The sequence below is a fragment of the Microbispora amethystogenes genome, assembly GCF_016863015.1.
Classification (GTDB): domain Bacteria; phylum Actinomycetota; class Actinomycetes; order Streptosporangiales; family Streptosporangiaceae; genus Microbispora; species Microbispora amethystogenes.
This window is the reverse complement of sequence record NZ_BOOB01000009.1, coordinates 193,897-215,704: the sequence shown is the minus strand read 5'-3', so window position 1 is coordinate 215,704 and position 21,808 is coordinate 193,897. Positions and strand designations below refer to the sequence as shown.

General features: G+C 73.4%; 22 protein-coding genes. 8 read left to right on the top strand and 14 right to left on the bottom strand.

Going from position 1 to position 21,808, the window contains the following annotated elements; all coding sequences use genetic code 11:
- Positions 1–156: 156 nt before the first annotated feature.
- The 3 genes from Mam01_RS06810 (at position 157) to Mam01_RS06800 (ending at position 4,008) form a co-directional block, all read left to right on the top strand.
- Positions 157–2,604 (top strand): M14 family zinc carboxypeptidase, encoded by a 2,448-nt coding sequence (locus tag Mam01_RS06810; protein WP_204284540.1) that lies wholly within the window; start codon positions 157–159, stop codon positions 2,602–2,604.
- Positions 2,605–2,816: 212 nt separating this feature from the next.
- Entirely contained in the window at positions 2,817–3,161 is a 345-nt protein-coding gene (locus tag Mam01_RS06805) for an SPW repeat domain-containing protein (RefSeq protein WP_111697282.1), read from the top strand.
- Positions 3,162–3,279: 118 nt separating this feature from the next.
- The gene (locus Mam01_RS06800) at positions 3,280–4,008 is read left to right on the top strand and encodes a Mut7-C RNAse domain-containing protein (protein WP_204284539.1); all 729 of its coding nucleotides are present in this window, start codon (positions 3,280–3,282) and stop codon (positions 4,006–4,008) included.
- A gap of 9 nt (positions 4,009–4,017) precedes the next feature.
- On the opposite strand, the gene Mam01_RS06795 is transcribed toward Mam01_RS06800, so the two are convergent.
- Entirely contained in the window at positions 4,018–4,671 is a 654-nt protein-coding gene (locus tag Mam01_RS06795; RefSeq protein ID WP_204284538.1) for an HNH endonuclease family protein, read from the bottom strand.
- A 101-nt stretch (positions 4,672–4,772) separates the two neighbouring features.
- Positions 4,773–5,384: a hypothetical protein gene (locus tag Mam01_RS06790; RefSeq protein WP_204284537.1), complete on the bottom strand. Its 612-nt coding sequence runs from the start codon at positions 5,382–5,384 to the stop codon at positions 4,773–4,775.
- Positions 5,385–5,603: 219 nt separating this feature from the next.
- Between Mam01_RS06790 and Mam01_RS06785 the strand changes: the two genes are divergently transcribed.
- On the top strand, positions 5,604–6,602 hold the full coding sequence (locus tag Mam01_RS06785) for a helix-turn-helix domain-containing protein (RefSeq protein WP_204284536.1): 999 nt from the start codon (positions 5,604–5,606) through the stop codon (positions 6,600–6,602).
- A 33-nt stretch (positions 6,603–6,635) separates the two neighbouring features.
- Here the strand turns inward: Mam01_RS06785 and Mam01_RS06780 are convergent, their stop codons facing one another.
- From Mam01_RS06780 to Mam01_RS06740, 9 genes are read right to left on the bottom strand one after another with little or no spacing between them, the layout of a single operon-like run.
- Positions 6,636–7,598, bottom strand: coding sequence for a UDP-glucuronic acid decarboxylase family protein (locus Mam01_RS06780; protein WP_204284535.1), 963 nt, complete (start codon positions 7,596–7,598; stop codon positions 6,636–6,638).
- Positions 7,595–8,542, bottom strand: coding sequence for a glycosyltransferase family 9 protein (locus Mam01_RS06775; RefSeq protein ID WP_204284534.1), 948 nt, complete (start codon positions 8,540–8,542; stop codon positions 7,595–7,597). Before Mam01_RS06775 ends, Mam01_RS06780 begins: the two co-directional genes overlap by 4 nt.
- Positions 8,533–9,225, bottom strand: coding sequence for an SDR family oxidoreductase (locus Mam01_RS06770; protein WP_204284533.1), 693 nt, complete (start codon positions 9,223–9,225; stop codon positions 8,533–8,535). The genes Mam01_RS06775 and Mam01_RS06770 overlap by 10 nt, the downstream gene beginning before the upstream one ends.
- 43 nt (positions 9,226–9,268) lie before the next feature.
- Complete coding sequence (gene rfaE2, locus Mam01_RS06765) at positions 9,269–10,666, bottom strand: D-glycero-beta-D-manno-heptose 1-phosphate adenylyltransferase (RefSeq protein ID WP_204284532.1); 1,398 nt, start codon at positions 10,664–10,666, stop codon at positions 9,269–9,271.
- Positions 10,663–11,214: a D-sedoheptulose-7-phosphate isomerase gene (locus Mam01_RS06760; protein ID WP_204284531.1), complete on the bottom strand. Its 552-nt coding sequence runs from the start codon at positions 11,212–11,214 to the stop codon at positions 10,663–10,665. The genes rfaE2 and Mam01_RS06760 overlap by 4 nt, the downstream gene beginning before the upstream one ends.
- 3 nt (positions 11,215–11,217) lie before the next feature.
- Positions 11,218–12,411 carry a glycosyltransferase gene (locus tag Mam01_RS06755; protein ID WP_204284530.1) on the bottom strand — a complete coding sequence of 398 codons (1,194 nt, stop codon included), beginning with the start codon at positions 12,409–12,411 and terminating at the stop codon, positions 11,218–11,220.
- Complete coding sequence (locus Mam01_RS06750) at positions 12,408–13,478, bottom strand: glycosyltransferase family 9 protein (RefSeq protein WP_239101096.1); 1,071 nt, start codon at positions 13,476–13,478, stop codon at positions 12,408–12,410. Before Mam01_RS06750 ends, Mam01_RS06755 begins: the two co-directional genes overlap by 4 nt.
- Positions 13,475–14,569, bottom strand: a complete 1,095-nt coding sequence (locus Mam01_RS06745) for a glycosyltransferase family 2 protein (protein ID WP_204284529.1) — start codon at positions 14,567–14,569, stop codon at positions 13,475–13,477. Before Mam01_RS06745 ends, Mam01_RS06750 begins: the two co-directional genes overlap by 4 nt.
- Positions 14,566–16,206, bottom strand: coding sequence for a carbamoyltransferase family protein (locus Mam01_RS06740; RefSeq protein ID WP_204284528.1), 1,641 nt, complete (start codon positions 16,204–16,206; stop codon positions 14,566–14,568). The genes Mam01_RS06745 and Mam01_RS06740 overlap by 4 nt, the downstream gene beginning before the upstream one ends.
- Before the next feature lie 254 nt (positions 16,207–16,460).
- On the opposite strand from Mam01_RS06740, the gene Mam01_RS06735 reads away from it, so the two are divergent.
- Both Mam01_RS06735 and Mam01_RS06730 read left to right on the top strand, forming a co-directional pair.
- Positions 16,461–17,012, top strand: coding sequence for a D-glycero-alpha-D-manno-heptose-1,7-bisphosphate 7-phosphatase (locus Mam01_RS06735; RefSeq protein WP_239101095.1), 552 nt, complete (start codon positions 16,461–16,463; stop codon positions 17,010–17,012).
- A gap of 101 nt (positions 17,013–17,113) precedes the next feature.
- Positions 17,114–18,067 (top strand): glycosyltransferase, encoded by a 954-nt coding sequence (locus tag Mam01_RS06730; protein WP_204284527.1) that lies wholly within the window; start codon positions 17,114–17,116, stop codon positions 18,065–18,067.
- A 177-nt stretch (positions 18,068–18,244) separates the two neighbouring features.
- Here Mam01_RS06730 and Mam01_RS06725 read toward each other — a convergent pair whose 3' ends face one another.
- On the bottom strand, positions 18,245–18,697 hold the full coding sequence (locus Mam01_RS06725; RefSeq protein WP_204284526.1) for a hypothetical protein: 453 nt from the start codon (positions 18,695–18,697) through the stop codon (positions 18,245–18,247).
- 107 nt (positions 18,698–18,804) lie between these two features.
- Between Mam01_RS06725 and Mam01_RS06720 the strand changes: the two genes are divergently transcribed.
- Both Mam01_RS06720 and Mam01_RS06715 read left to right on the top strand, forming a co-directional pair.
- Positions 18,805–19,335 (top strand): hypothetical protein, encoded by a 531-nt coding sequence (locus tag Mam01_RS06720; RefSeq protein WP_204284525.1) that lies wholly within the window; start codon positions 18,805–18,807, stop codon positions 19,333–19,335.
- 103 nt (positions 19,336–19,438) lie between these two features.
- Entirely contained in the window at positions 19,439–19,837 is a 399-nt protein-coding gene (locus tag Mam01_RS06715; protein ID WP_204284524.1) for a PPOX class F420-dependent oxidoreductase, read from the top strand.
- 7 nt (positions 19,838–19,844) lie between these two features.
- Here the strand turns inward: Mam01_RS06715 and Mam01_RS06710 are convergent, their stop codons facing one another.
- Positions 19,845–20,501 carry a response regulator transcription factor gene (locus Mam01_RS06710; RefSeq protein WP_204284523.1) on the bottom strand — a complete coding sequence of 219 codons (657 nt, stop codon included), beginning with the start codon at positions 20,499–20,501 and terminating at the stop codon, positions 19,845–19,847.
- Positions 20,502–20,505: 4 nt separating this feature from the next.
- Complete coding sequence (locus tag Mam01_RS06705; RefSeq protein WP_204284522.1) at positions 20,506–21,720, bottom strand: sensor histidine kinase; 1,215 nt, start codon at positions 21,718–21,720, stop codon at positions 20,506–20,508.
- Positions 21,721–21,808 lie beyond the last annotated feature (88 nt).

The window sequence follows — 21,808 nt, the reverse complement described above, 5'->3', positions numbered from 1 at the left end:
CAGGCACTAAAGCGTCTCGTTACGGAAAAATCCCGAAATCGGATAGTTGGGGCTTCTTGACGATTTTTCCGCACCGGCAAAGACTTCGTTCGACCTGCGTGCCCCGCTCCGGCCGACCCCCCTGCCTGGAAGGGCACGCCAGATGGAGGAAACCCGATGAGGAGCTCCCCCCGCCGAACGCGGCGTTACGCGGCCGTGCTCGCGCTCCCCTTGGCGCTCACCCTGAACGCCCTCCCGGTGCTCGCCGATCCCTCGCCCCAGCCGGTGCCCCCCGACCGGGCGTCCAGCACCGCGCAGGACGGCGTCGCGCTGCTGCGGGTCGTCGTCCCCGACCAGGCGGCGGTGGACAGGCTGGTCGCCCTGGGCGTCGACCTGGCCGAATACACCAAGCCGGTCGACGGCGGCATCGAGGTGCACGCCGTGCTCAGCCCCGGCGAGGCGCAGGGCCTGCGCGACCAGGGCTTCGACGTCCGCGACGCGATCTCCGACCAGGGCGACTACGCCGCGAACATCGCCGAGCGGCGGCAGGCCCTGGCCTCCGCCGCCGCCGACGCCGCGGAGACCGACACGCTCACCCCGCTGCGCGCCGAGTGGTTCACCAGCCTGGACGACCAGCGCTTCCTTTCGGTCGAGGTGAAGTCGAGCGCGACCGACGCGCAGACCGTGCTGACCGCCGCCTGGGACAGCGGCCCCGGCACGGCCCCCGGCTCCGGCGGAACGGCGACCATGTCCCGCTTCACCGACGCCGGGCAGTACATGTACCACCGGTTCAGCGCGCCCATCCCCGTGACGCAGGCCCCCACGAAGGTCACGGTGACCAGCAGCCGGGGCGGCTCGGTCACGGTGCCGGTGACGAAGTGGCTCGGCGAGAAGCGCAAGCCCCCGAGCAGGCACTACGTGTCGGACTTCATCGACCACTACATGGACCCGACCGAGGTCACCGGCCGCATCACCGCGCTCGCCGGGCAGTTCCCGAAGGTCGCGGAGATCGTCGACCTGCCGTACAAGACGAACGGCTACCGGCGCGCGGCCCAGGCGCAGTTCGGCACGGGGACCGGCGCCGCCGCCGCGAGCACGTTCTACGTGAGCTCCCGGGCGTACGGCAGCGAGGGCGGCAACGACGTGAGCCTCGCGCTGGTGAAGCCCGGCGCCGCCGGAACTCCGCTGTCGGTCGCGGTCACCGGCAAGAACGTGGCGGTCACCCTCGCCACCGACGCCTCCGGGGCGATCGGCAGCACGGCCGCGCAGGTGGTGGCCGCCCTCAACGGCGACGCCGCCGCATCGGCGCTGCTCACCGCCGCCACCTACCGGGGCAACGCCGGGAACGGCGTGGTGGCGGAGGCCCCGGCGACCCGGCTGACCGACGGCCTGCTGGCCCCGACGACGGTCTCGCGTCAGCCGTTCCAGATGAAGGCGCTGCGGATCGGCAAGCACCGGGACGGCTCGAAGGTCGGGGTCTTCCTCTACTGCCAGGAGCACGCCCGCGAGTGGGTCACCCCGGTGACCTGCGTGGAGACCGCCGAGCGGCTGCTGCGCAACTATGCGCAGGACGCGGCCACCCGCAAGATCGTGGACAACCTCGACATCTTCGTGATGCCGACGGCCAACCCCGACGGCGGCCACTACTCGATGTACGACTACAACATGCAGCGGCGCAACATGACCAACCACTGCCCGGTCACCAACGGAGACCCGGGGCGCCGCAACTCGTGGGGTGTCGACCTCAACCGCAACTTCACCGTCGGCTCGGTCTTCGACGGGTACAACGGAGCCACCACGACCTGCACCAACGACACGTTCGCCGGGCCGTCGGAGCTGTCGGAGCCCGAGACGCGCAACCAGGTGTGGCTCGTCGACACGTTCCCGAACATCAGGTTCGCCATGAACACCCACTCCTACGGCGGTTACTTCATGTGGCCTCCGGGGGCGTACAAGACCGCCGGGCGTGAGACGCTGCCGCGGGCCGACTTCGGCACGGAGAGCTTCTTCTGGAACGCCTCCAGCCACATCCTGTCGGCCGTGCAGGGCTGGCGCGGGACGGCGATCTGGCCCGGGCGCACCGGCCCGGTGGTCGACGTGCTCTACTCGGCGGCGGGCAACAGCGCCGACGAGCACTGGTACAACCGCGGCATCATCGGCTGGGACTTCGAGGTCGGCGCGGACGTCTACGACCAGGCGGCCAAGCAGTACCGCGCGGTCGGCTTCCAGCCGCCGTTCGAGGAGGGCCACGAGGAGGCGATGGAGTTCTCCAATGGCCAGATCGCCATCCTGGAGGTGGCGCGGGAGTACGGGGAGGACACCCACAAGCCCGACTCCCGGCTCAAGGAGCTCGCGAAGGACGACACCTCGGCGACGTTCACGTTCACGACCGACGAGCCGGCGAACGTCTACTACACGATCGACGGCAGCCGTCCGACGTTGAGCTCGCCCAAGCTGGCCGCGGCCGGCATGCGCGAGGGCGCGCAGAGGATCACGGTGAACCAGACCACCGAGGTCCACTGGTTCGCCGTGGACATCGCGGGCAACGTCGAGAAGAACTACAAGCCGGACGGCAACGGCGACAACTACAACAAGGAGACCGTCAAGGTCAGGGGCAGGCGCTGACCGGTCCGTGAAGGTGGCCGCCGGCACCGGGCTCCCCGGGGCCGGCGGCCACCGCCATACGCGCGGGAGGTTTCCGCGCGGAGTCCGCGACCCTCACGTTCAGGGCGTTGTCACTCACGGTTAGGAAATCCTGACGTAACGGGTTGTTGACCGGGCGGTCAATCAGACGGAGTGTCGGAGCACAGCCAATCTCTCCCCGTACGGAGGCACGGATGGATCTCACGAGATCGTTGTCCGACGTCGTCGCCCTCCTCGCCGGTCTGGTCGCGGTGGTCGCGCCGTTCTTCTGGGCCGACGCCCAGGCCGCGACGCAACCGCTGCTCGTCCTCGGCGCGCTCCTCGTCGTCTCCGCCCTGTGGTCCATCCTGGGCGCGGGCGGCGCGAGTTCCTGGGTGACCGCGGCGTTCGGCGCCCTGCTGTTCGTCTCCCCCTGGGCGTTCGGTTTCGACGGCGACGCCGCCTCGGCGTGGACCGCCTGGATCACCGGCGCCGTCACCGTCGTCGTCGGCCTGCTGACCGTTCTCCAGGTCCGCGGCCGGACCACCGTCGCCGCCTGAGCCCCTGCCCGCCCTCTGCCCACCCCTGTACGGCCCCGCTGCCGCCCTCCCCGGCGGACGGCAGCGGGGCCTTTCGTATGCCGCCCGCCGGCGGCATGCTGAGGGGCATGCTGGGGGCATGGAGTTGTCCGTACGCTTCTCGCCTGATCTGTGGCTCTTCCTCGCGCCGCGCAACCGGCGGCCGGAGGTGTGCCTGCCGTACGACGGGACCTCCTCGCTCGGGCACGTGATCGAGTCGGCCGGGGTGCCGCTGACGGAGATCGGCGGGCTGACCGCGGCGGACCGGCCGGTCGACCCGTCGTACCGGCCCAGCGCAGGCGAGGTCGTGGAGGTCCGGCCGGTGCGCAGGCCGCAGGTGGTCCCGGGGATCCGGTTCCTGCTCGACGTCCACCTCGGCACGCTCGCCCGCCGTCTGCGCCTGGTCGGCCTGGACACCGCCTATCACAACGACATGGACGACGACGCCCTGATCGAGCAGGCGGGCGCCGAGGAGCGGGTGCTGCTCACGCAGGACCGCGGCATCCTGCGCCGCCGGTCGCTGCGGCGCGGCGCGTACGTGCGCGGAGCCCGGCCGGACGACCAGTTCCTCGACGTGCTCGACCGGTTCCGGCCGCCGCTGGCCCCGTGGACCCGCTGCACCGCCTGCAACGGGTCGCTCGCGCCCGTCGGCAAGGCCGAGGTGGAGGACGCGCTGGAGCCGGGCACCCGGCGCAGCTACGACGCGTTCGCCCGGTGCCTCTCCTGCGGCCGCGTCTACTGGCACGGCGCGCACGGCGACAGCCTGGCGGCCCTCGTCGGCCGCGCCCTGCACGCCGTCTCCCAGCCGCAAGCCGTCTCCCGGCCATAAGGGCGGAGGTCAGCGCCGGCAGGTGCGGAGCATGTTGAGCAGGGCCGTCCTCTCCTTCCTGGTCACGGAGAGCCGGTGGTGGTGCTTGACGGCGATCCACGCACTGGCGTAGCGGCACCAGTGGCTCCGGCGCGGCGGACGCCAGCTCTGCGGGCCCCGGCCTCCCTTGGCCATGTTCACCTTGTGGCTCACCACGACCAGTTCGGGGCGGGTGAGGTCGTTGGCGAACGCCCGGCGCCGTGCCTGGCTCCACTTGGCGGCGCCGGAGCGCCAGGCGTACGCCAGGGGCACCAGGTGATCGACGTCGACCTGCTTCACGCTCCTCAGCACCCTGCCGTCGTACGGGCTGTGCCAGGTGCCCTTGACGGGACGGCAGTGCGCGTCCCTGCGCACCCCCCGCCCCTGGCGGGCGAGGACCACCTCCCGCGCGTCGCACGTGCCCTTGTGGTGCGCCCATCGGGGCAGGAACCGCCGGTGGCTGTACCCGCGGAGCGGCAACGGCCTGGCCACCTTCAGATGGGCCAGCAGGCGGCGGGCCGACGCCGCGGCGTGGGTCGCGCTCCCGGCGTCGGCCGCCGCCTGGGGAGCGGCGGCGACCGTGGTGATCGGGACGACCAGAAGGGTGGCTACGGCGGTGCTGAACGCCCTCGCGGGAAAAATCATGACTACAGCCTTACCAAACTCACGGGCGCGCCGCACCCGGGAGAGACGGGGCGCCGGGCCGGCCGGCGGAACCGGCCCCGCCTCCGCTCACCTGGCCGGCGTCATCGCGATTCCCATGAGCCGTCGGGGATGCGATAAAGGGTGCGCGTCGCCGTCCACCAATCCCGGTCGATGAAGCGTCCCGTAATGCGGCCCACCATGCTCGCCACGAAATGCACGTCCCGCGTGAAGCTCCGTGTCCCGCCGCGCTCCGGCCCGGGCGCGTACGGCATGCACTCAGGGAGGTCCATATCCGTGCCCTGGTCGTACGGCGGGATGACGCTTCCGATCCGTTCTCCGTCGTAGTAAAGGTTCAGGGGTTCGAGCTCACGCAGTTCCTCACGGCAGTACATCTCCAGGACACGCCGCTTCCCGAGGTTGCGGACGGCCGGATGATACGGATGCAGGCCGAGGACGAGGACGTGTGTCCATCCGGGGGCGTGCGGGCCGATCCACGCGGCGGCGCGCTCCCGCATGCGTCCGTACACCTTGACGGCCGTTTCGAGATCGCACTCCAGGCGCGAGTCCGGATCCGCCCGGAGCAGCCGGGACAGTTCCTCAGGATCGTCGCCCTCCGCCCAGAGGCCGTGGAATCCGTTGTGAAGGCCGTGCCCGTGCTCGACCATCAGATCCCATTGGTTCTCCGCGGGGAGCCCCTGCTCGGGTTGCGTCATTTCTGCGTCCTAACATCACCTAAGTCCGGGATTCCCACGCTTTCCACCTGGGCGATCCCGGCCTTCGACGCTTTTCTTCAATCTGCACCACCGACGGCTTTCTGCGCCTGGATTCAGTATCTGGCGTCAGTGTGCCCCAGATCCCTGGAGCACGTCTTGACGTTTTCTGTACACTTAATGCCGATTTGTGCACACTGTTTCGGCCGCACGGGGGTACGGATGCGAGTTCTGGAGTGGCACACCGGGGACCTGACCGCTCAGGACCGTTTCCCCTTCTGGCATCAGACGATGTCGCAGTCGCTCGTGAGCACCTGGCCGACCACGGACAGCCCCGCCGACTTCCGTGCGTCAGCGCGGCTGTTCGACCTCGGCGCGATCACCGTCTCGGCGATGAGCCACCACAGGCTGCAGGTGACCCGGCCCGCGAAGCTCATCCGGCAGTCGGACCCGGAGGTCTTCCAGCTCCACCTCGTTCTCACCGGCGACGGTGCGATGACGCAGGCGGGCCGGGAGGCGCACTTCGCGGTGAACCACTTCCTTCTCATCGACTCGTCCCAGCCCTGGCGGGGATGGCGAGGGGCCGAAGCGGGACCCGCGAAGGCCCTGGTCGTCCAGTTCCCGAAATCCTCGCTCGGCCTGCGGTCCGACCTGGCCGGACGGCTCGTCGCGGCGCCGTTCCCGGCCCGGGCCGGGATCACCGGCGTCCTGGCCGGGCACCTGAGGCAACTGGCGGAGAACGCCGGCGATCTCACCCGCCAGGACGCGGAGGCGCTGGGCCTCGTCACCCTCGACCTGATCGCGGCGACGTGCGCGCACCGGTCCGAGGCCCCCGCCGCGCTGACGCCCGAGTCGCGGCGTCAGGCGCTGCTGTCACTGATCCACCACTTCATCCGGGAGCGGCTCGGCGATCCGGACCTGAACCCGGAGATGATCGCCGCGGCACACGGGATCTCCGTACGGCACCTGTACGCGATCTTCCAGGAGCAGGGCATCGGCGTGGCGGGCTGGATCCGCCGGTGCCGCCTGGAGCGGTGCCACCGCGACCTGGTCGATCCCCTCCAGCGGTCCCGGCCCATCCAGGCCATAGCCGCCCGCTGGGGCTTCGGCGATGCCGCGACCTTCAGCCGCAGCTTCCGCGCCGCCTACGGCGTCTCTCCCCGTGATCACCGTCATCGGGCGGCGTCGGACGACACCACGGACGGGACGGGCATGGACTGATCCCCGTCGTAGCGGGTCCCGGGACGACGGCGATCAGGAGGCGACGGAGTACGGCGAGCTCAGCTCCTTCTCGAACCAGTCGATGGTGCGGCGCAGGCCGGTGAGGGGGTCGACCCGGGGACGCCACCCGAGCCGCTCCTCGGCGAGCGTGGTGTCCGGGCGGCGCACGGCGGGGTCGTCCACCGGGCGCTCGATGAACCGGACCGGCGAGGCGGAACCCGCGAGGTCCCGGATCGTCTCCGCCAGTTCCGACATCGACATCTCCGCCGGGTTGCCGATGTTCACCGGCCCGGCGAAGTCGCTCGCGGCGAGCGCGAGCACGCCGTCGACCGTGTCGTCCACGTAGCAGATCGACCGCGTCTGGCTGCCGTCACCGGTCACCGTGATCGGCTCGCCCAGCAGCGCCTGCCGGATGAACGTGGGAATCGCCCGGCCGTCGTGCGGCCGCATCCGCGGGCCGTACGTGTTGAAGATCCGGGCGATGGCGGTGTCGACGCCCCGCGAGTCGCGGTAGGCCGTGGTCAGCGCCTCGGCGAAGCGCTTGGCCTCGTCGTACACGCTGCGCGGCCCGACCGGGTTGACGTTGCCCCAGTAGGTCTCCTTCTGCGGGTGCTCCAGCGGGTCGCCGTACACCTCGCTGGTGGACGCGAGGACCAGCCGGGCGTCCTTCTCGGCGGCGAGCCCGAGCGCGTGCAGCGTGCCCATGCTGCCGACCTTCAGCGTCTCGATCGGATGACGCAGGTAGTCGGCGGGCGACGCCGCCGAGGCGAAGTGGAGCACCAGGTCCACCTGGCCGGGCACGTGGACGAACCCCGTCAGGTCGCACTCCACCAGCCGGAACGCCGGGCGGCCGATCAGGTGCTCGACGTTGCGCGGGGACCCGGTCAGGAAGTTGTCCAGGCAGACGACCGCCGCGCCCCCTTCGAGTAAGCGTTCGCACAGGTAGGAGCCGAGGAACCCGGCTCCTCCGGTGACCACGACACGGGATCCGTTCATCGCGCCCCCACTCCTCGCAACCTTCTGACCGCGTCAAGCACCTCGGGCACTCCGATCTCCAGCAGGCCTTCCGACGGCGTGTCGCCGTGCGGATCTCCCCGGCGTCCCGCCCACAGCGCGATGTGCGGACGGCCCGGCGGCGGGCCCCACAACGCGGGCGGAATCGGGCCGTACAGGATGACCGAGGGCGTGCCGACCGCGGTGGCCAGGTGCGCCATACCGGTGTCGCCACACACCACCAGCGACGCGTGCGCCGTCAGCGCGGCCAGCTCGGGCAGGTTCGTACGGCCGGCCAGCACCGACTCCTCCGGCAGCCCGGCGAGAGCCGCGACGTGCCGGGCGAGCGCGATCTCGGTCACCCCGCCCGTGACGACGACCCGGTGGCCCTCCCGGACGAGCTCGGCGGCCACCTGGGCGAAGCGGTCCGGCGGCCACTGCCGGGCCGGGAACGCCGCACCCGGATGGATGACCACCTCGCCGCCGGGCAGCGAGCCCGGACCCGGGTCGCCGAGCGCGAGGTCGTCGGGGTCGGCCGCGATGCCGTACCAGTCCAGCAGCGAGCACCACCGCTCACGCTCGTGCGTCTCCGCGTTCCACGCGGGGCCGTCCGAGCCGGGCACGGCGGGGTGCGTGTGGGTGAGCAGGCGGCCCGGCCGCGTGCGGCGCAGCGCCTGGATGCTCTCCGGGCCGCTGCCGTGCAGGTTCACCGCGACGTCCGGCGACGCGTACGGCACCGGTCCCGGGCCGGACACGTCGATCAGCTCGTCGACGCCGCCGATCAGCGGGAGCAGCCCGCCGAGGTAGGCGGGGGTGGCGAGCACGAAGTGATGCCCGGGATGCGCCCGCCGCAGCGCCCGCAGCGCGGGCACCGAGGCGAGCAGGTCGCCGAGCCCCAGCCCGCGCAGGGCGAGCAGGACCGGTCTTCCCGGTTCCTCTAGGGCCATGACGTCTCCGTCGAGGCGGCCACGACCAGCTCCCTGACCTCGCAGCCCCGCGGCTGGCCGAGAGCGAACAGGATCGCCGCGGCGACGTCCTCCGGCTGGTTCAGCCGGGCGTCGGGGCCGGGCTTGTACTGCTCGGGCCGGTCGTCGAAGAAGCTGGTGTGCATGCCGCCGGGGATCAGCAGGGTGACCCCGACCTGGCCCGCCAGCTCGGCCGCGAGGGCCCGGGTGAAGCCCACCACGCCGAACTTCGAGGCGCAGTAGGCCGTGGCGTCGCTGAGCGCCCGCACGCCGAGCGTGGAGGCGACGGTGACGACCCTGCCCCCCGACGCACCCTCCGACGCGCGGAGGAACGGCAGGGCCGCCCGGACCACCGCGGCGGTGCCGAGGAGGTTGACCCCGATCACCCGCTCCCACGTGTCGGCGGCCACGTCCTCCAGCCGTCCGCAGGCGTCGACGCCCGCCGCCGTGACCACGCCGTCGAGGCCGCCCGCCCGCTCGGCGAGCTCGCGTACGGCCCGCTCGGCCTGCTCGCGGTCGGCGAGGTCGGCGCGCACGTGGTCGAACCCGCCGTCCGGCTCGTTGAGGTCGACGACCAGCGGCCGGCCGCCGGCCTTGGCGACCGCCGCCGCGGTGGCCCGGCCGAGGCCGGACGCGCCACCGGTGATCAGTACGTTTCCCACCATTGAGGTTTCCCTTCCGACTGAGGACCGCTACCCGCGACGGAGATCACGATGCGGCCCGGGCGGCGGCGATCAGGCCCGTGGTGGAATATCCGGGCACGGTCGGCAGGATGACGACCTCCCCGCCGGCCCGGCGCACGGCCTCGGCCTCCGGCATCGACCGCTCGTCGTAGTCGCCCCCCTTCACCCACACGTCCGGGCCCAGCCGCTCGATGACCTGGGACGGCGTGTCCTCGTCGAAGACCGTCACGGCGTCCACGCAGCCCAGGGCGCGCAGCACCTCGACGCGGTCGCGCTCGCTCACCAGCGGCCTGCTCGGGCCCTTGAGCCGCCGGATCGAGTCGTCGGAGTTGACGCAGACGACGAGGGCGTCGCCGAGCGCCCTGGCCCGCCGCAGCAGGCTCACGTGCCCGGCGTGCAGCAGGTCGAAGCATCCGCCGGTCGCGATGAGCCGGCCTCCGGCGGCCCGTACGGCGGCGGCCACCTCGAAGGCGGAGGCCCCGGACGGGAACGGCACGGGCGCCTCGGCGGCCGGGCGCGGCAAGCGGAGGGCGGCGGCCCCGCCCTCCGCCACGAACCTGGTGGCCTCGCCGACCGCGCGGGCGACGGCGTCCTCGGTGGACGCGCCATCGGCCAGGGCGAGGGCCGCCGCCGCGGCGAAGCGGTCGCCCGCGCCGCAGGCGTCGGCGCCGGTGGCGACGTGCGGGGCGGGGACCGGCCCGAACCTGCCGCCGCGCCGGGCCAGCATCGCGCCGCGCTCGCCCAGCGTGATCGCGACGGCCTCGGCGTCGAGGTCGCGGACGAGCCTGCGGGCCGTGCGCTCCGGCGAGACGTACGGCTCGCCGCACATGCCCCGGGCCTCCGCCTCGCTGGGTGTGACGAGCGCGCATCCGGGCACGGGCAGCGACCCACGTGGGTGGGGGTCCCAGACGACCGGCACGTCGAGGCCGTGCAGCAGTTCACGGAGCAGGTCGGCCACGCCGCGCCCGTAGTCGGCCACCAGCACCGCGCCCGCCGAGGCGAGGGCGTCCGCGGCGCGGGCGAAGGCCGAGACTCCCGCGGAGCTCCTCGAAGCCACCTGGCCCGGCCGCCCCATCGCCCGGCCGTCCCCGGTGTCGATCCTGACCAGCGTCTGCCCCCGGGCCCGGACCCGGGTCTTGCGCACGGTCGTGCCGCGCAGCGGAAGCCGCACGATCTCGACCGTGGGCGACAGCAGGTCCTCCAGGCAGCGGCCGGAGGGGTCGTCACCGACGGCGGTGACCAGCGTCACCGCCGTGCCGTCGCGGGCGGCGAGCAGCGCCGCGAGGCCGGCGCCGCCCGGCCGGTGGTGCTCCGCCTGCCCCTCGACCACGGGGACGGGCGCGTCGGGGCACAGCCGGTCGGCCGTGCCCTCGACGTCGACGTCGAGCAGGGAGTCTCCGACGATGACGAGTGGTGCGCTCACGCCACTGCCTTCTCGATCACGTCACACAGCATGTGGATCACCGTGAGATGCACCTCCTGGATGGTCGCGGTGTCGTCGGCGGGCACGGTCAGGGCCTCGTCGCACAGGTCGGCGAGCGGGTTCGGCCCTGGGCCGGTCAGCGCCCAGGTGGTCAGGCCGCACTCGCGGCCGGCCTCGGCCGCCCCGGTCACGTTGGCGCTCGTCCCGCTGGTGGACAGGCAGATCAGCACGTCGCCGGGGCGGCCGTGCGCCCGCACCTGCCGCGCGTACAGCTCGGTGATGCCGAAGTCGTTGCCGATGGCGGTCAGCGACGAGGTGTCGCCGTGCAGCGGGATCGCGGCGTACGGCCGCCGGTCGGCGCGGTAGCGCCCGACCAGTTCGGCGGTCAGGTGCTGCGCCTCGGCGGCCGAGCCGCCGTTGCCGCAGGCGAGCAGCCGTCCACCACCGCTCAGCACGGCGGCGAGCTTGTAACCCCAGGCGTGGATCTTGGGCGTCTCCGGGTCGACCGCCGTCAGCGCGGTGCTCAGCCGGGCCAGGTGAGGATGCATCGCTCAGCCTCCCGCGGCGGCGAGGGCGCCGAGACGCCCGCCGGCCAGGTTTCGGTACACGGACTCGGTCTGCTCGGCGATCCTGGACCAGCCGTAGCGGGCGCGGGCCCGCCTCACCCCCGCGGCCGACAGCGCCGCCCGCAGGGCGGGCCGGGCGAGCAGGTCGCCGAGCGCGCGGGACAGCGCGCGGGGCCGCCGGGGCGGCACCAGCACGCCGCATCCCGCGACGGTGTCGAGGTGGCCGCCGACCGCCGAGGCGATCACCGGCACCCCGCAGGCCAGGGCCTCCAGGGGCACCATGCCGAAGGGCTCGTACCACGGGACGGTCACCAGCACGTCGGCGGAGCGCATGAGGGCGGGCACCTCGGCCCGGCCCACGCTGCCGATCAGCCGGACCCGGTCGCCGAGGCCGAGGCCGTCCGCCAGCGCGCGCAGTCGCGTGCTCTCCTCGTCGCCCGGTTCGCCGCCCGCGATGACGAGTTCGGCGCCGGGCACCTGCCGCAGGGCGCGGACGACGGTGTCCACCCCCTTGCGCGGCACCATGCGCCCGATGCTCAGCACCCGGGGCCGGTCGCCGCGCGGGGCGGCCGGGCCGCCCGGGCGGAACAGGCCGAGGTCGACGCCGCACGGCACGACCGCGATCCGGTCGCGCGGCACGCCCAGCGCGACCAGTTCCCGCACCTCGTCGGAGCAGGTGGCGATCACGGCGACGGCCCGGCGGCCGATCTCGCGCTCGGCGGAGATCCGGGTCGCCGGGCTCGTGTCGGCCTCGCCCTGCCAGCGCCGCTTCACCGTGCCGAGCGCGTGGTAGGTCTGCACGACCGGGACGCCGAGCGGCTCGGCCGCCGTGAGGGCGGCCAGGCCGCTCATCCAGAAGTGGGCGTGCGCCACGTCGGGCCGCTCGCCCTTCCACCCGCGGGCCAGGTGCGCGCCGAACTCCACCATGTGTGGCAGCAGTTCGTCCTTGGGCAGCGGCTCGGGCGGCCCGGCCGGCACGTGCTCGACGGTGACGCCGGGCGCCATGGGCACGGTGTCCGGCTGCTCCGGCGAGGTGCGCCGCGTGTGGACGACGACCTCGTTGCCCCGCTCCGCCAGGGCCAGGGCCAGCGCCGCCACGTGCACGTTCTGCCCGCCCGCGTCCACGCCGCCGAGGGTCGCGAGCGGGCTCGCGTGCTCCGAGACCAGGGCGATCCTCATGACACCCCCTCCTTGACCGCCTCGACCACCTCGACCGCCTCGCCGAGCGGCTCCCTCGCCGCGGTCAGGCCGCGGACGGCGTCCACGACCTGCGCCCCGCTGACGGCGGACAGGCACGGATGGCCGGGGACGGGGCAGATCCTCGCCCTGCTCCCCCGGCAGGGGGCGTCCTGGTCGCCGAGGAGCACCGAGGGCACGCCGTACGGCGCCCAGCGGGCGGCGGGCACGACCGGCGCGAACAGGCTGACCACCGGCGTGCCGACCGCCGCCGCGAGATGGGCGGGGCCGGTGTTGGCCGCCACGACCGCCGACGCCCCGGCCAGCACGGCGGCCAGCTCGGCGAACGTGGTCGCCCCGCCGAGGTCCGCCGCGGGACCGGAGACGATCGCGGTGAGGGCCCGCTCCCCCGGGCTGCCGGTGACGACGACCCGCTCGCCCGCGGCCAGCAGCGCCCCGACCGCCTCCGCCCAGCGCTCGGCGGGCCACGCCCTGGCCTGCGCGGTCGTGCCGGGATGCACCACCACATAGCCCGGCGGCCCGGTGAGGTGTTCCACGTCCGGCAGCGGTCCGCGTACGGCGAGCCGCCCGTCGTCGCCGGGCGGCAGCACGAAGCCCGCCGCGCGGGCGAGGCCGAGCATCCGCTCCGGCTCGGGGACGTCCACGCTCTCGTCCACGACGTGCCGCACGTCGAGCAGGGAGCCGGGGTAGTCCTCGCTGATCGCGGCGATGCGCGGCACTCCGGCGAGCCGCAGCAGCAGGGCCGTCGGCAGCGCCGACTGGTGGAAGGACGTGAAGATCACGGCCAGGTCGGGCCCGACGGCGCGGACCTGCTCGACCAGGCGGGCCGCGTGCTCGGAGGTCACCGGCATCCGGTCGGGGTCGATCCAGGGGGCGCGCCACTCCAGCACGCGGTCGACGCCGGGCAGCAGTCCGGCCGCCGCCCTGCCGTTCGGGCCGGCGAGCATGACGACCTCACGTGCCCCGGCGGCGACGGCGCGCACGGCGGGCCCCGCGAGCAGCACGTCACCCGCGTTGTCGGGCCGCACCACCAGTGCGGTCCCGATCACGGACGCCTCCCCGTCCGCACCGCGAGCTCGCCCCTGAGCCGGTGGGCGCACGCGACCGGCGGGATCACCACGCTGGTCACGGCCATGCGCCAGATCTCCTCGGGCGTACGCGGCCCGGGGGCGATCCGCGCCCAGGCGAACTCGGCGGTGAGGCCGAGCCAGGCGAGTCCGGCGGCGCCCGCGGCGAGACGCGTCCGGCGGCCGTTCCGCACGCCGGCGGCGGCCAGCGTGAGCGCGAGCAGTCCCGCGCCGGTGGTGAGTGCGTGCCGCCTGAGCCTGCCCGGGTGGCCGCCGACGAACAGCCGCCAGTCGCGGCCGTACGCCTGGCGCATGAGCGCGTCGGAGGCGTTGCCGCGCTGGAAGCGCACGCTGGACCAGAAGCCGTCGGCGCGCACCGGGTGCCGCGTCAGCCGCTCCCCCTTCACCAGGCAGAACCCGGCCCGCTCCACGCGAATCGCGAGGTCGGCGTCCTCCCGGTACGCGCCGGGAAAGCGTTCGTCGAACCCGCCGGTCGCCTCCAGAGCCGCCCTGCGGTAGGCCATGTCGGCGGTGATCCAGTCGGCGCCGGCCAGGCCGGCGGTGTTGCGCTCGGCGTCGGTCGGGCGGCGGCCCTCGGCGGACCCGGGCAGCGGCACCTCCAGCCGTCCCTGGCTGCCGCCCACGTGCGCGGGCAGGCGGGCGAGGTCGGCCGCCAGCGCCCGCGCCCAGCCGGGCCCCGGCACCACGTCGTCGTCCAGGAACGCCACCCAGGGGGTCGTCGCCGCCCGCCAGCCCACGTTGCGCGCGGCGGCCGGGCCACGCCCGCCCGACCTCAGCACCCGTACGCGGGCGGGGACCGGCAGGGCTTCGGCGCCGTCCTCTGGACGGTCGTCCACCACGATGACCTCTGAACCGTCCTGGGGATCGATGGCGGCGAGCGTGGCGGCGAGGCTCGGCCGCCCGATCGTCGGGATCACGACCGTTACGGCCGGCCCCTGCGGGACGGCCTCGGTGGGGGCGGCCTTCCGTTTCCGGCCGATCTGCTGTGCCGTCTTTTCTGTCGTCTGGTGTGTCGTCTTTTGTGTCGTCTGCCGGGTCGTCTCCGATGTCATCCCGCGAACACCGCCCCCCTGCGCACGACGTACGGGCCGAGAACGAGCACGTCCACGGGCGCCGAGCCGAAGCACTCCAGCGCGTCGCGCGGATCGTCCACCATCGGACGGCCGGCGGTGTTGAGGCTCGTGTTGACCACCACGGGGACCCCGGTGCGGGCCTCGAACTCCTCGAGTAACCGGGCGAGCAGCGGGTCGCGCCCGGGCTCGATCGTCTGGATGCGGGCCGTGCCGTCCACATGGACGACGGCCGGGATGCGGTCGCGCCACTCGGGCCTCACGTCGTGGACGAACAACATGTACGGGCTCGACATCGGGCCCCTGCCGAAGATCGTGGAGGCGCGCTCCGCCAGGACCATCGGGGCGATGGGGCGGAACTGCTCACGGCCCTTCACGTCGTTGAGCCGCTCGGTGTTGCGGGGATTTCCGGGGTTGGCGAGCAGGGAACGGCGGCCGAGGGCGCGGGGGCCGTACTCCGCGCGGCCCTGGAACCAGGCCACCACGCGGTCGGCGGCGAGGTCGGCGGCGACGGCCGCGGCGAGGTCGGCGGGCCGCTCGTACGGCACCTTCGCCACGTCGAGCCAGGCGCCGAGCTCCTCGTCGGTCCAGCCGCGGCCGAGGTCGGCGCCGGGCATCGGGGCGACCCGGTCGCCACCGGCCTGAGCGAGGTGCAGCGCCCCGCCGAGCGCGGTGCCGGAGTCACCCGCCGCGGGCTGCACCCAGATGTCCTCGAACGGGCCCTCGGCGAACAGCCGGGTGTTGGCCACGCAGTTCAGCGCCACTCCCCCGGCCATCGTGAGATGACGGGCGCCGGTCCGCTCGTGCAGCCACCGGGCGAGGTCGAGCAACACCTCCTCCAGCCGCGTCTGCACGCTCGCCGCGAGGTCGGCGTGGTCGGAGGTCCACTTCTCGCCCTTGCCGAGGGCCTTGGCGTAGACGCTCCAGTCGATCTGCTCGACCCGGAAACCGCCGTCACCCGTCGGGTAGATCAGCTCGCGCATCTCCCGCAGGAACCGCGGCTCGCCGTAGGAGGCGAGGGCCATCACCTTGTACTCGTCGCTCGACCGCAGGAAGCCGAGGTGCGCGGTGAGGTCCTCGTACATCAGTCCGAGGGAGTGCGGCAGGGCCTGGCTCGCCAGCACGGTGAGCTCGCCGTCCCGGTAGTGCCCGGCGAGGTGCGACACGGCCTCGCCCCGGCCGTCGCAGACCAGCACCGCCGACTCGTCGTACGGCGCGGCCAGCCCGGCCGACGCGGCGTGCGCGATGTGGTGGGGGACGAACCGCACCTGGGCGGCGTCCAGCCCGGGCAGCGCGGTCGCCAGGAAGCTGGGGGCCCGGCGCGCGTAGGTGGTGCGCATGTCCTCCCAGCGCGCGTCCTGCCCCTCCCCTCCGGGCAGCACCAGCTCCGGATCGTAGGAGTAGGCGACTCCGTCGAGGTCCTCGGGCCGCAGGCCGGCCTGTTCCAGGCACCACGCCGCGGCCTGCTCGGGGAGCTCCCAGGCCGAGAACGGCACCGGCCGCTTGCCGTGCTTGCGCCGGCTGAAGCGCTCTTCCTCCGCTGCGGCCACCACTTCGCCATCCACGACCAGCGCAGCGGCCGGATCATGGAATATCGCGTTTATGCCCAAGAACCGCATCGGTTTCCCTCCGTTGCGCAGTGCCGGTCTGGTTACCGAGAGAAGCGGCGCTAAACACTCCTTTGTAGAGAAGTCGACGTGAGTGGGTGATGTGCTCAATAACCGCTACTCTGCGTAGTTACATGCCCTGGCCTGGAGGTGGTCAGCGCGCGGTCAGCTCGTGGTCACGGCGCGTTTGCCTATAAGTCCTCCGGGTAGCCCGGCGGGCGATTCCCGCAGAAGGCCGCTTAAGAGGCCGCTCAGGAGGCCCGCTCGTGTCCCAGCCCGCTCGCCCACCCGCCGCGGTGCTCTTCGACCGTGACGGAACACTCGTCCACGATGTTCCGTACAACAGCGACCCCGATCGCGTGGCGCCGGTCGGCGGAGCGCGGGAGGCGCTGGACCGGCTCCGCGCGGCCGGCGTCCCGATCGGGGTGGTCACCAACCAGTCGGGGGTGGCCAAGGGGCTGATCGCGCCGGCTGCCCTGCGTGCCGTGAACGCCCGGGTGGAGGCCCTGCTGGGGCCGTTCGACGTCTGGGAGATCTGCCCGCACGACGACGGCGACCACTGCGCCTGCCGCAAGCCCGCACCCGGCCTCGTGCTGAGCGCCGCCCGCCGACTCGGCGTCTCGCCCGTCGACTGCGTGGTGATCGGCGACATCGGCCGGGACGTGGAGGCGGCCCGCGCGGCGGGCGCGCGGGGAGTCCTTGTGCCGACCCCGGTGACGCTGCCGGAGGAGGTGGCCGCGGCGCTCGAGGTGGCGCCCGACCTCGCCGCGGCGGTCGATCTGGTGCTGCCGAGGATTCCGCTGACAGCGGAGCCTTAAGCGGGGCCGAGTGGGGCAGGGGGGTGGCGCGCCCAGGGGGGAGGCGCGACAGGAGGCAGGGTGTTCCAGAGTCTGCAGAAGGACGGACGGGGAGCGACGCGATGAAGATCATGGTCTGGCATGTCCACGGTTCGTGGACCACCTCCTTCGTGCACGGGGGGCACGAATATCTGGTGCCGCTCACGCCCGACCGCGGCCCCGACGGGCGGGGCCGGGCGGAGACCTATCCCTGGCCGGAGACCGTGCGGGAGGTGCCCCACGACCGGCTGGCCGCCGAGGACGTCGACCTGGTCGTCTACCAGCGGCCGCACGAGATCGAACTCGCCCGCGAATGGCTGGGCCGCGACGTGCCGGGCGTCTACGTCGAGCACAACACCCCCGCCGGGGACGTGCCGAAGACCCGCCACCCGCTCGCTGACCGGAACGACATCCCGCTCGTCCACGTCACCCACTTCAACGACCTCTTCTGGGACTCCGGCCGCGCGCCCACCCACGTCATCGAGCACGGCGTGGTGGATCCCGGCCACCTCTACAGCGGTGAACTGGCCCGCGCGGGGGTCGTCGTCAACGAGCCGATCAGGCGCTGGCGGGTGGCGGGCACCGACCTGCTGCCCACCTTCGCCACGGGTGCCCCGATCGACGTGTTCGGCATGCAGGTCGCGAACCTGCCCGCCAAGCTCGGCCTCGACGGGGCGATGGAGGCCTTCGAGGACCTGCCGCAGAGCGCCATGCACACCGAACTGGCCAGGCGCCGGGTCTACCTGCACCCCTACCGCTGGACCTCGCTCGGCCTGTCGCTGATCGAGGCCATGATGATCGGCATGCCGGTCGTCGCCCTCGCCACCACCGAGGCCGTGGAGGCGGTGCCGCCGGAGGCGGGGGTCGTCTCGACCAAGATCCCCTCACTGCTCCGGGCCCTCGACCGGTTCGCCAACGAACCGGAGCTCGCCGCCCAGGCCGGCAAGGCCGCCCGCGCCGCCGCGCTCACCCGCTACAACCTCGACCGCTTCCACACCGACTGGGACCGCCTCCTCCGCTCCATCGCCCCGAGCTGATCCGGTCTACCGGCCGCCTCGGGCAGCTCGCGCCCACAGGCCACACGCAACCCGATACCGGGTTGACGACAGCGCGCAATCGTGGAGATACTGACTGTGACGCACCCTCTGGGGTGCGGAAGTGGCGCCGGGAACCCCCCGATGGAATCGGGAGCCCGGCGCTCGCGCTGTCCGGGATCAAATTCCCTCTGCCTCGAAAAACGTGAGTCGCTCCTCGAAGAGCGCCAACCAGCGATCTTCTCCGTCCAGCCACCCGGCGACGATTCCTGCGACCACGTCTGCTGTCCACAACGCGGCGTCAGAACTGGCGCGCGCCCAGACGACAGCCATCTCAGCGGCGACCTGCCCAGAGATACGGAGGTTCGTCAGGATCGCCCTATCGCCTGCGTCCTGCTCTCGACGGGACTCGAAGACGACCGTGCCCACCTCATGGGCGGACAGTTCAGGCAGCAGCCGAAGGAGGCAGCGGCGCCTGGCGCGCTCCGAACGGCCCGGGGGACTGTAGAAGGCGATCGCAACCAGGGAGAGGCAGTCCAGTGAAGCCACAGTGGCAGCGATCAGCGCCCTGCGGCCCGCGCGCTCCGTCCGCCAGTGGACAGTGGGCGCCTTGCCGTACCGCAGTGCATCCATCAACTCCCTGGCCTGACCAAGCTCCTCGTGGGGTGGGACTTGATTGTTTACCGAGAACGGGGCACCGCGAGGGCGGGTGATCCGGCCGGGGTGGGAAAAGGCTCCTCATGATGCGCAACCTGGTGAACGGCGCCGTCGGCGGCGCGCTCGCGACGGCGGTGTACAGCGCGATGCTGATGGCGGCGGACAGGGCCGGCCTGCTGGAGGAGCCGCCGCCGCGGCGGTTCGCCCGGATGACCCTGCCGGGCCGCGCGAGCCGTCCCAAACCGGGTGAGAGCGTGCTCTCGACCATCGCGCACTACGCCTTCGGGTCGAGCTGCGGCACCGTGCTGGGCCTGCTGTCGGCCGGGCAACGGGTGCCCGTCCCGATCGGCACGGCGTACGGGCTGCTGGTGTGGCACTTCGGCTGCCGGGGCCTCGCGCCGGCCATCGGCGCGTATCCGCCCCTGCCGAAGGACCGCCCGGGACGCCAGGCCACGCTGCTGGCGGGACACCTGCTGTGGGGCACCGCGCTCGTGCTCGCGCTCAACCGGCTGCGGGCCGAGAGGGCGCCGCTGACCACCGAACTCGCGCCCCGGCTGCGGGAGGAGGTCCGGCGCCCCGTCATCCCCGCCCCCGAGCCCGTCTCCGTACGCTGATCCGGGGGCGGCGATCATGCCCCCCGTCCTCGGGAAGAGAATGTCGTCGTGCGCTGTCGTGTTGTCGATCTGGATCAGCGCCGACGAACCGAGGAGAAGCCGGATGAGCAAGCTGGACGAGAACGCCGTGGCGTTACTGCGGGAACCGATCCACGCCTGGGTGACGACCGTCAGGCCGGACGGATCGCTGCACAACACGGTGGTGTGGGTCACCGTCGACGGTGACGACGTCGTCTTCAACACCGCCGTGGGCCGGGCGAAGGAGCGGCACCTGCGCGGCAACCCCCAGGTGTCGGTCAGCGTGCTCGACCCCAACGACGCCTTCCGCTTCGTCAGCGTCTCCGGCACCGCCACGCTGGAGCTGGACGGCGCGGACACGGTCATCGACGGCCTGGCGAAGAAGTACCTCGGGGTGGACACCTACCCCTTCCGCCAGCCGGGAGAGCAGCGCGTCACCGTACGCGTCGTTCCCGAGAAGGTCATCTCCAGCCCGGGCCGCTGACGGGGCGTCACCCGCCGGCGCGCAGGTAGGCGAGCACGGCGAGCACCCGGCGGTGGTCGTCCGCGTCCGGAGGCAGGTCGAGCTTGGCGAGGATGCTCGCGATGTGCTTGGCGACGGCCGCCTCGGAGACGAACAGCGCGCGGGCGATCGCGGCGTTGGACCGGCCCTCCGCGACGAGCGCGAGCACCTCGCGCTCGCGCGGGGAGAGCCGGGCCACCGGGTCGCGGCGCCCGCGCAGCAACTGCCGGACGACCTCGGCGTCGATGACCGTGCCGCCGCCCGCGACCGTCGTCACCGCGCCGGCGAACTGCGTGACGTCGCCGACGCGGTCCTTCAGCAGGTAGCCCACGCCACCCCCGCCCGGGCGCTGGGTCTGGTCGAGCAGTTCGGCGGCGTAGGTCTGCTCGACGTACTGGCTGAGCACCAGCACGGCGAGGGACGGCCGCGCCGCCCGCAGTTCCAGCACCGCCCGGAGTCCCTCGTCGCTGAAGCCGGGCGGCATGCGCACGTCGGCGACGACGACGTCCGGATCCTGCTCGGCGACCGCCGCGATCAGCGCGGGAGCGTCGCCGACGGCCGCGACGACGTCGTGCCCAAAGCGTTCGAGCAGGCCCGCGAGTCCCTCCCGGAGCAGCACCGAGTCTTCGGCGATCACCACACGCACGGGATCACCACTCGCACGGGATCTCGGCCCGCACCGTGGTCGGGCCGCCGTGCGGGCTCTCGACGGTGAGCGTGCCCCCGACGGCCGCCACCCGGTCGGCGAGCCCGGTCAGGCCGGTGCCGCGCGCCGGGTCCGCTCCCCCGCGCCCGTCGTCGGCGACCTCCAGCACGAGCCGTGCGCCGCGCAGCCGGCCGCGCACCGTGCAGGAGCCGGCCCCGCTGTGCTTGGCCACGTTCGCCAGCGCCTCGCAGGCGACGTAGTAGGCCGCCGCCTCCACCCGCTCGGGCAGCCGCCGGTCCAGCGTGACGTCCGCCCGCGCGGGCACCGGCGACCTCCCGGCGACGTCGCGTACGGCGGCGGGCAGGCCGCGATCGGCGAGCACCTGCGGATGGACTCCGCGGATCAGCTCGCGCAGTTCACCGAGCGCCTGCCCGGCCAGCTCGCGCGCCTCGTCGAGCCGCAGGGCCGCGGGCGAGCCCGGCGGGAGGTCGAGCCCCGCCAGGCCCAGCTTCATCGACAGCGCGACCAGCCGCTGCTGCGCGCCGTCGTGCAGGTCGCGCTCGATGCGGCGGCGCTCGGCCTCGAAGGCGTCCACCAGACGCGCCCGGGACCGCGCGATCTCCCGCGTCTCGGCCTCCTGCGGGACCAGCATCGCGCGCGCCATCGCGGCCCGGGCGCCCGCCCAGGCGCTGACCGTGTACGCCGCGACGGGCACCAGCAGCAGCCCGAGGGCCGAGCCGGCGAAGGTCTGCGCCAGTGTCGCCTCGCCCTCGGGAGCGGTCGGCTGCACGACCGGGGAGAGGATCAGCACCACGGGCCCGCCGATCGCGGCCGCCGCCACCAGCAGGTCGACCCACCAGAGCGCGACCAGCGCCACGAGGGTGTGCCCCGCCTCCCGCCATCCCGGCCACCACCCGTCCGGCAGGCCACGTACGGGTTGCCGGTCCGCGAGCCCCAGTCGCCACCGCTCGAACCGGGCCACCGGCGTGAGCAGCACGGCCGCCACCGCGAGGGACACCGGTACGGCCGCCGGACCACCCATGAGCCGGACGGGCGTGAGGACGGCGGCGAAGGCGGAGCCGGGGACGAGCCCGGCCAGCAGGTACGCCAGGGACCTCCACGGCCAGGCCGAGGCGAGGAACCGCTGGGGAGGCCCGGCGAGCGCCTCCAACGCGGTCCGGGGCGCGAGAGCGGCGACGGCGGGGAAGGGGGCGGTCACGGCATCGACGCTAGCCGCCGGGCCCGCCGATGTCGGTAGTGCTGGGGATACCTCCGGTTCTCGTCCCAACGCCAGTGCCGCGCGGGCT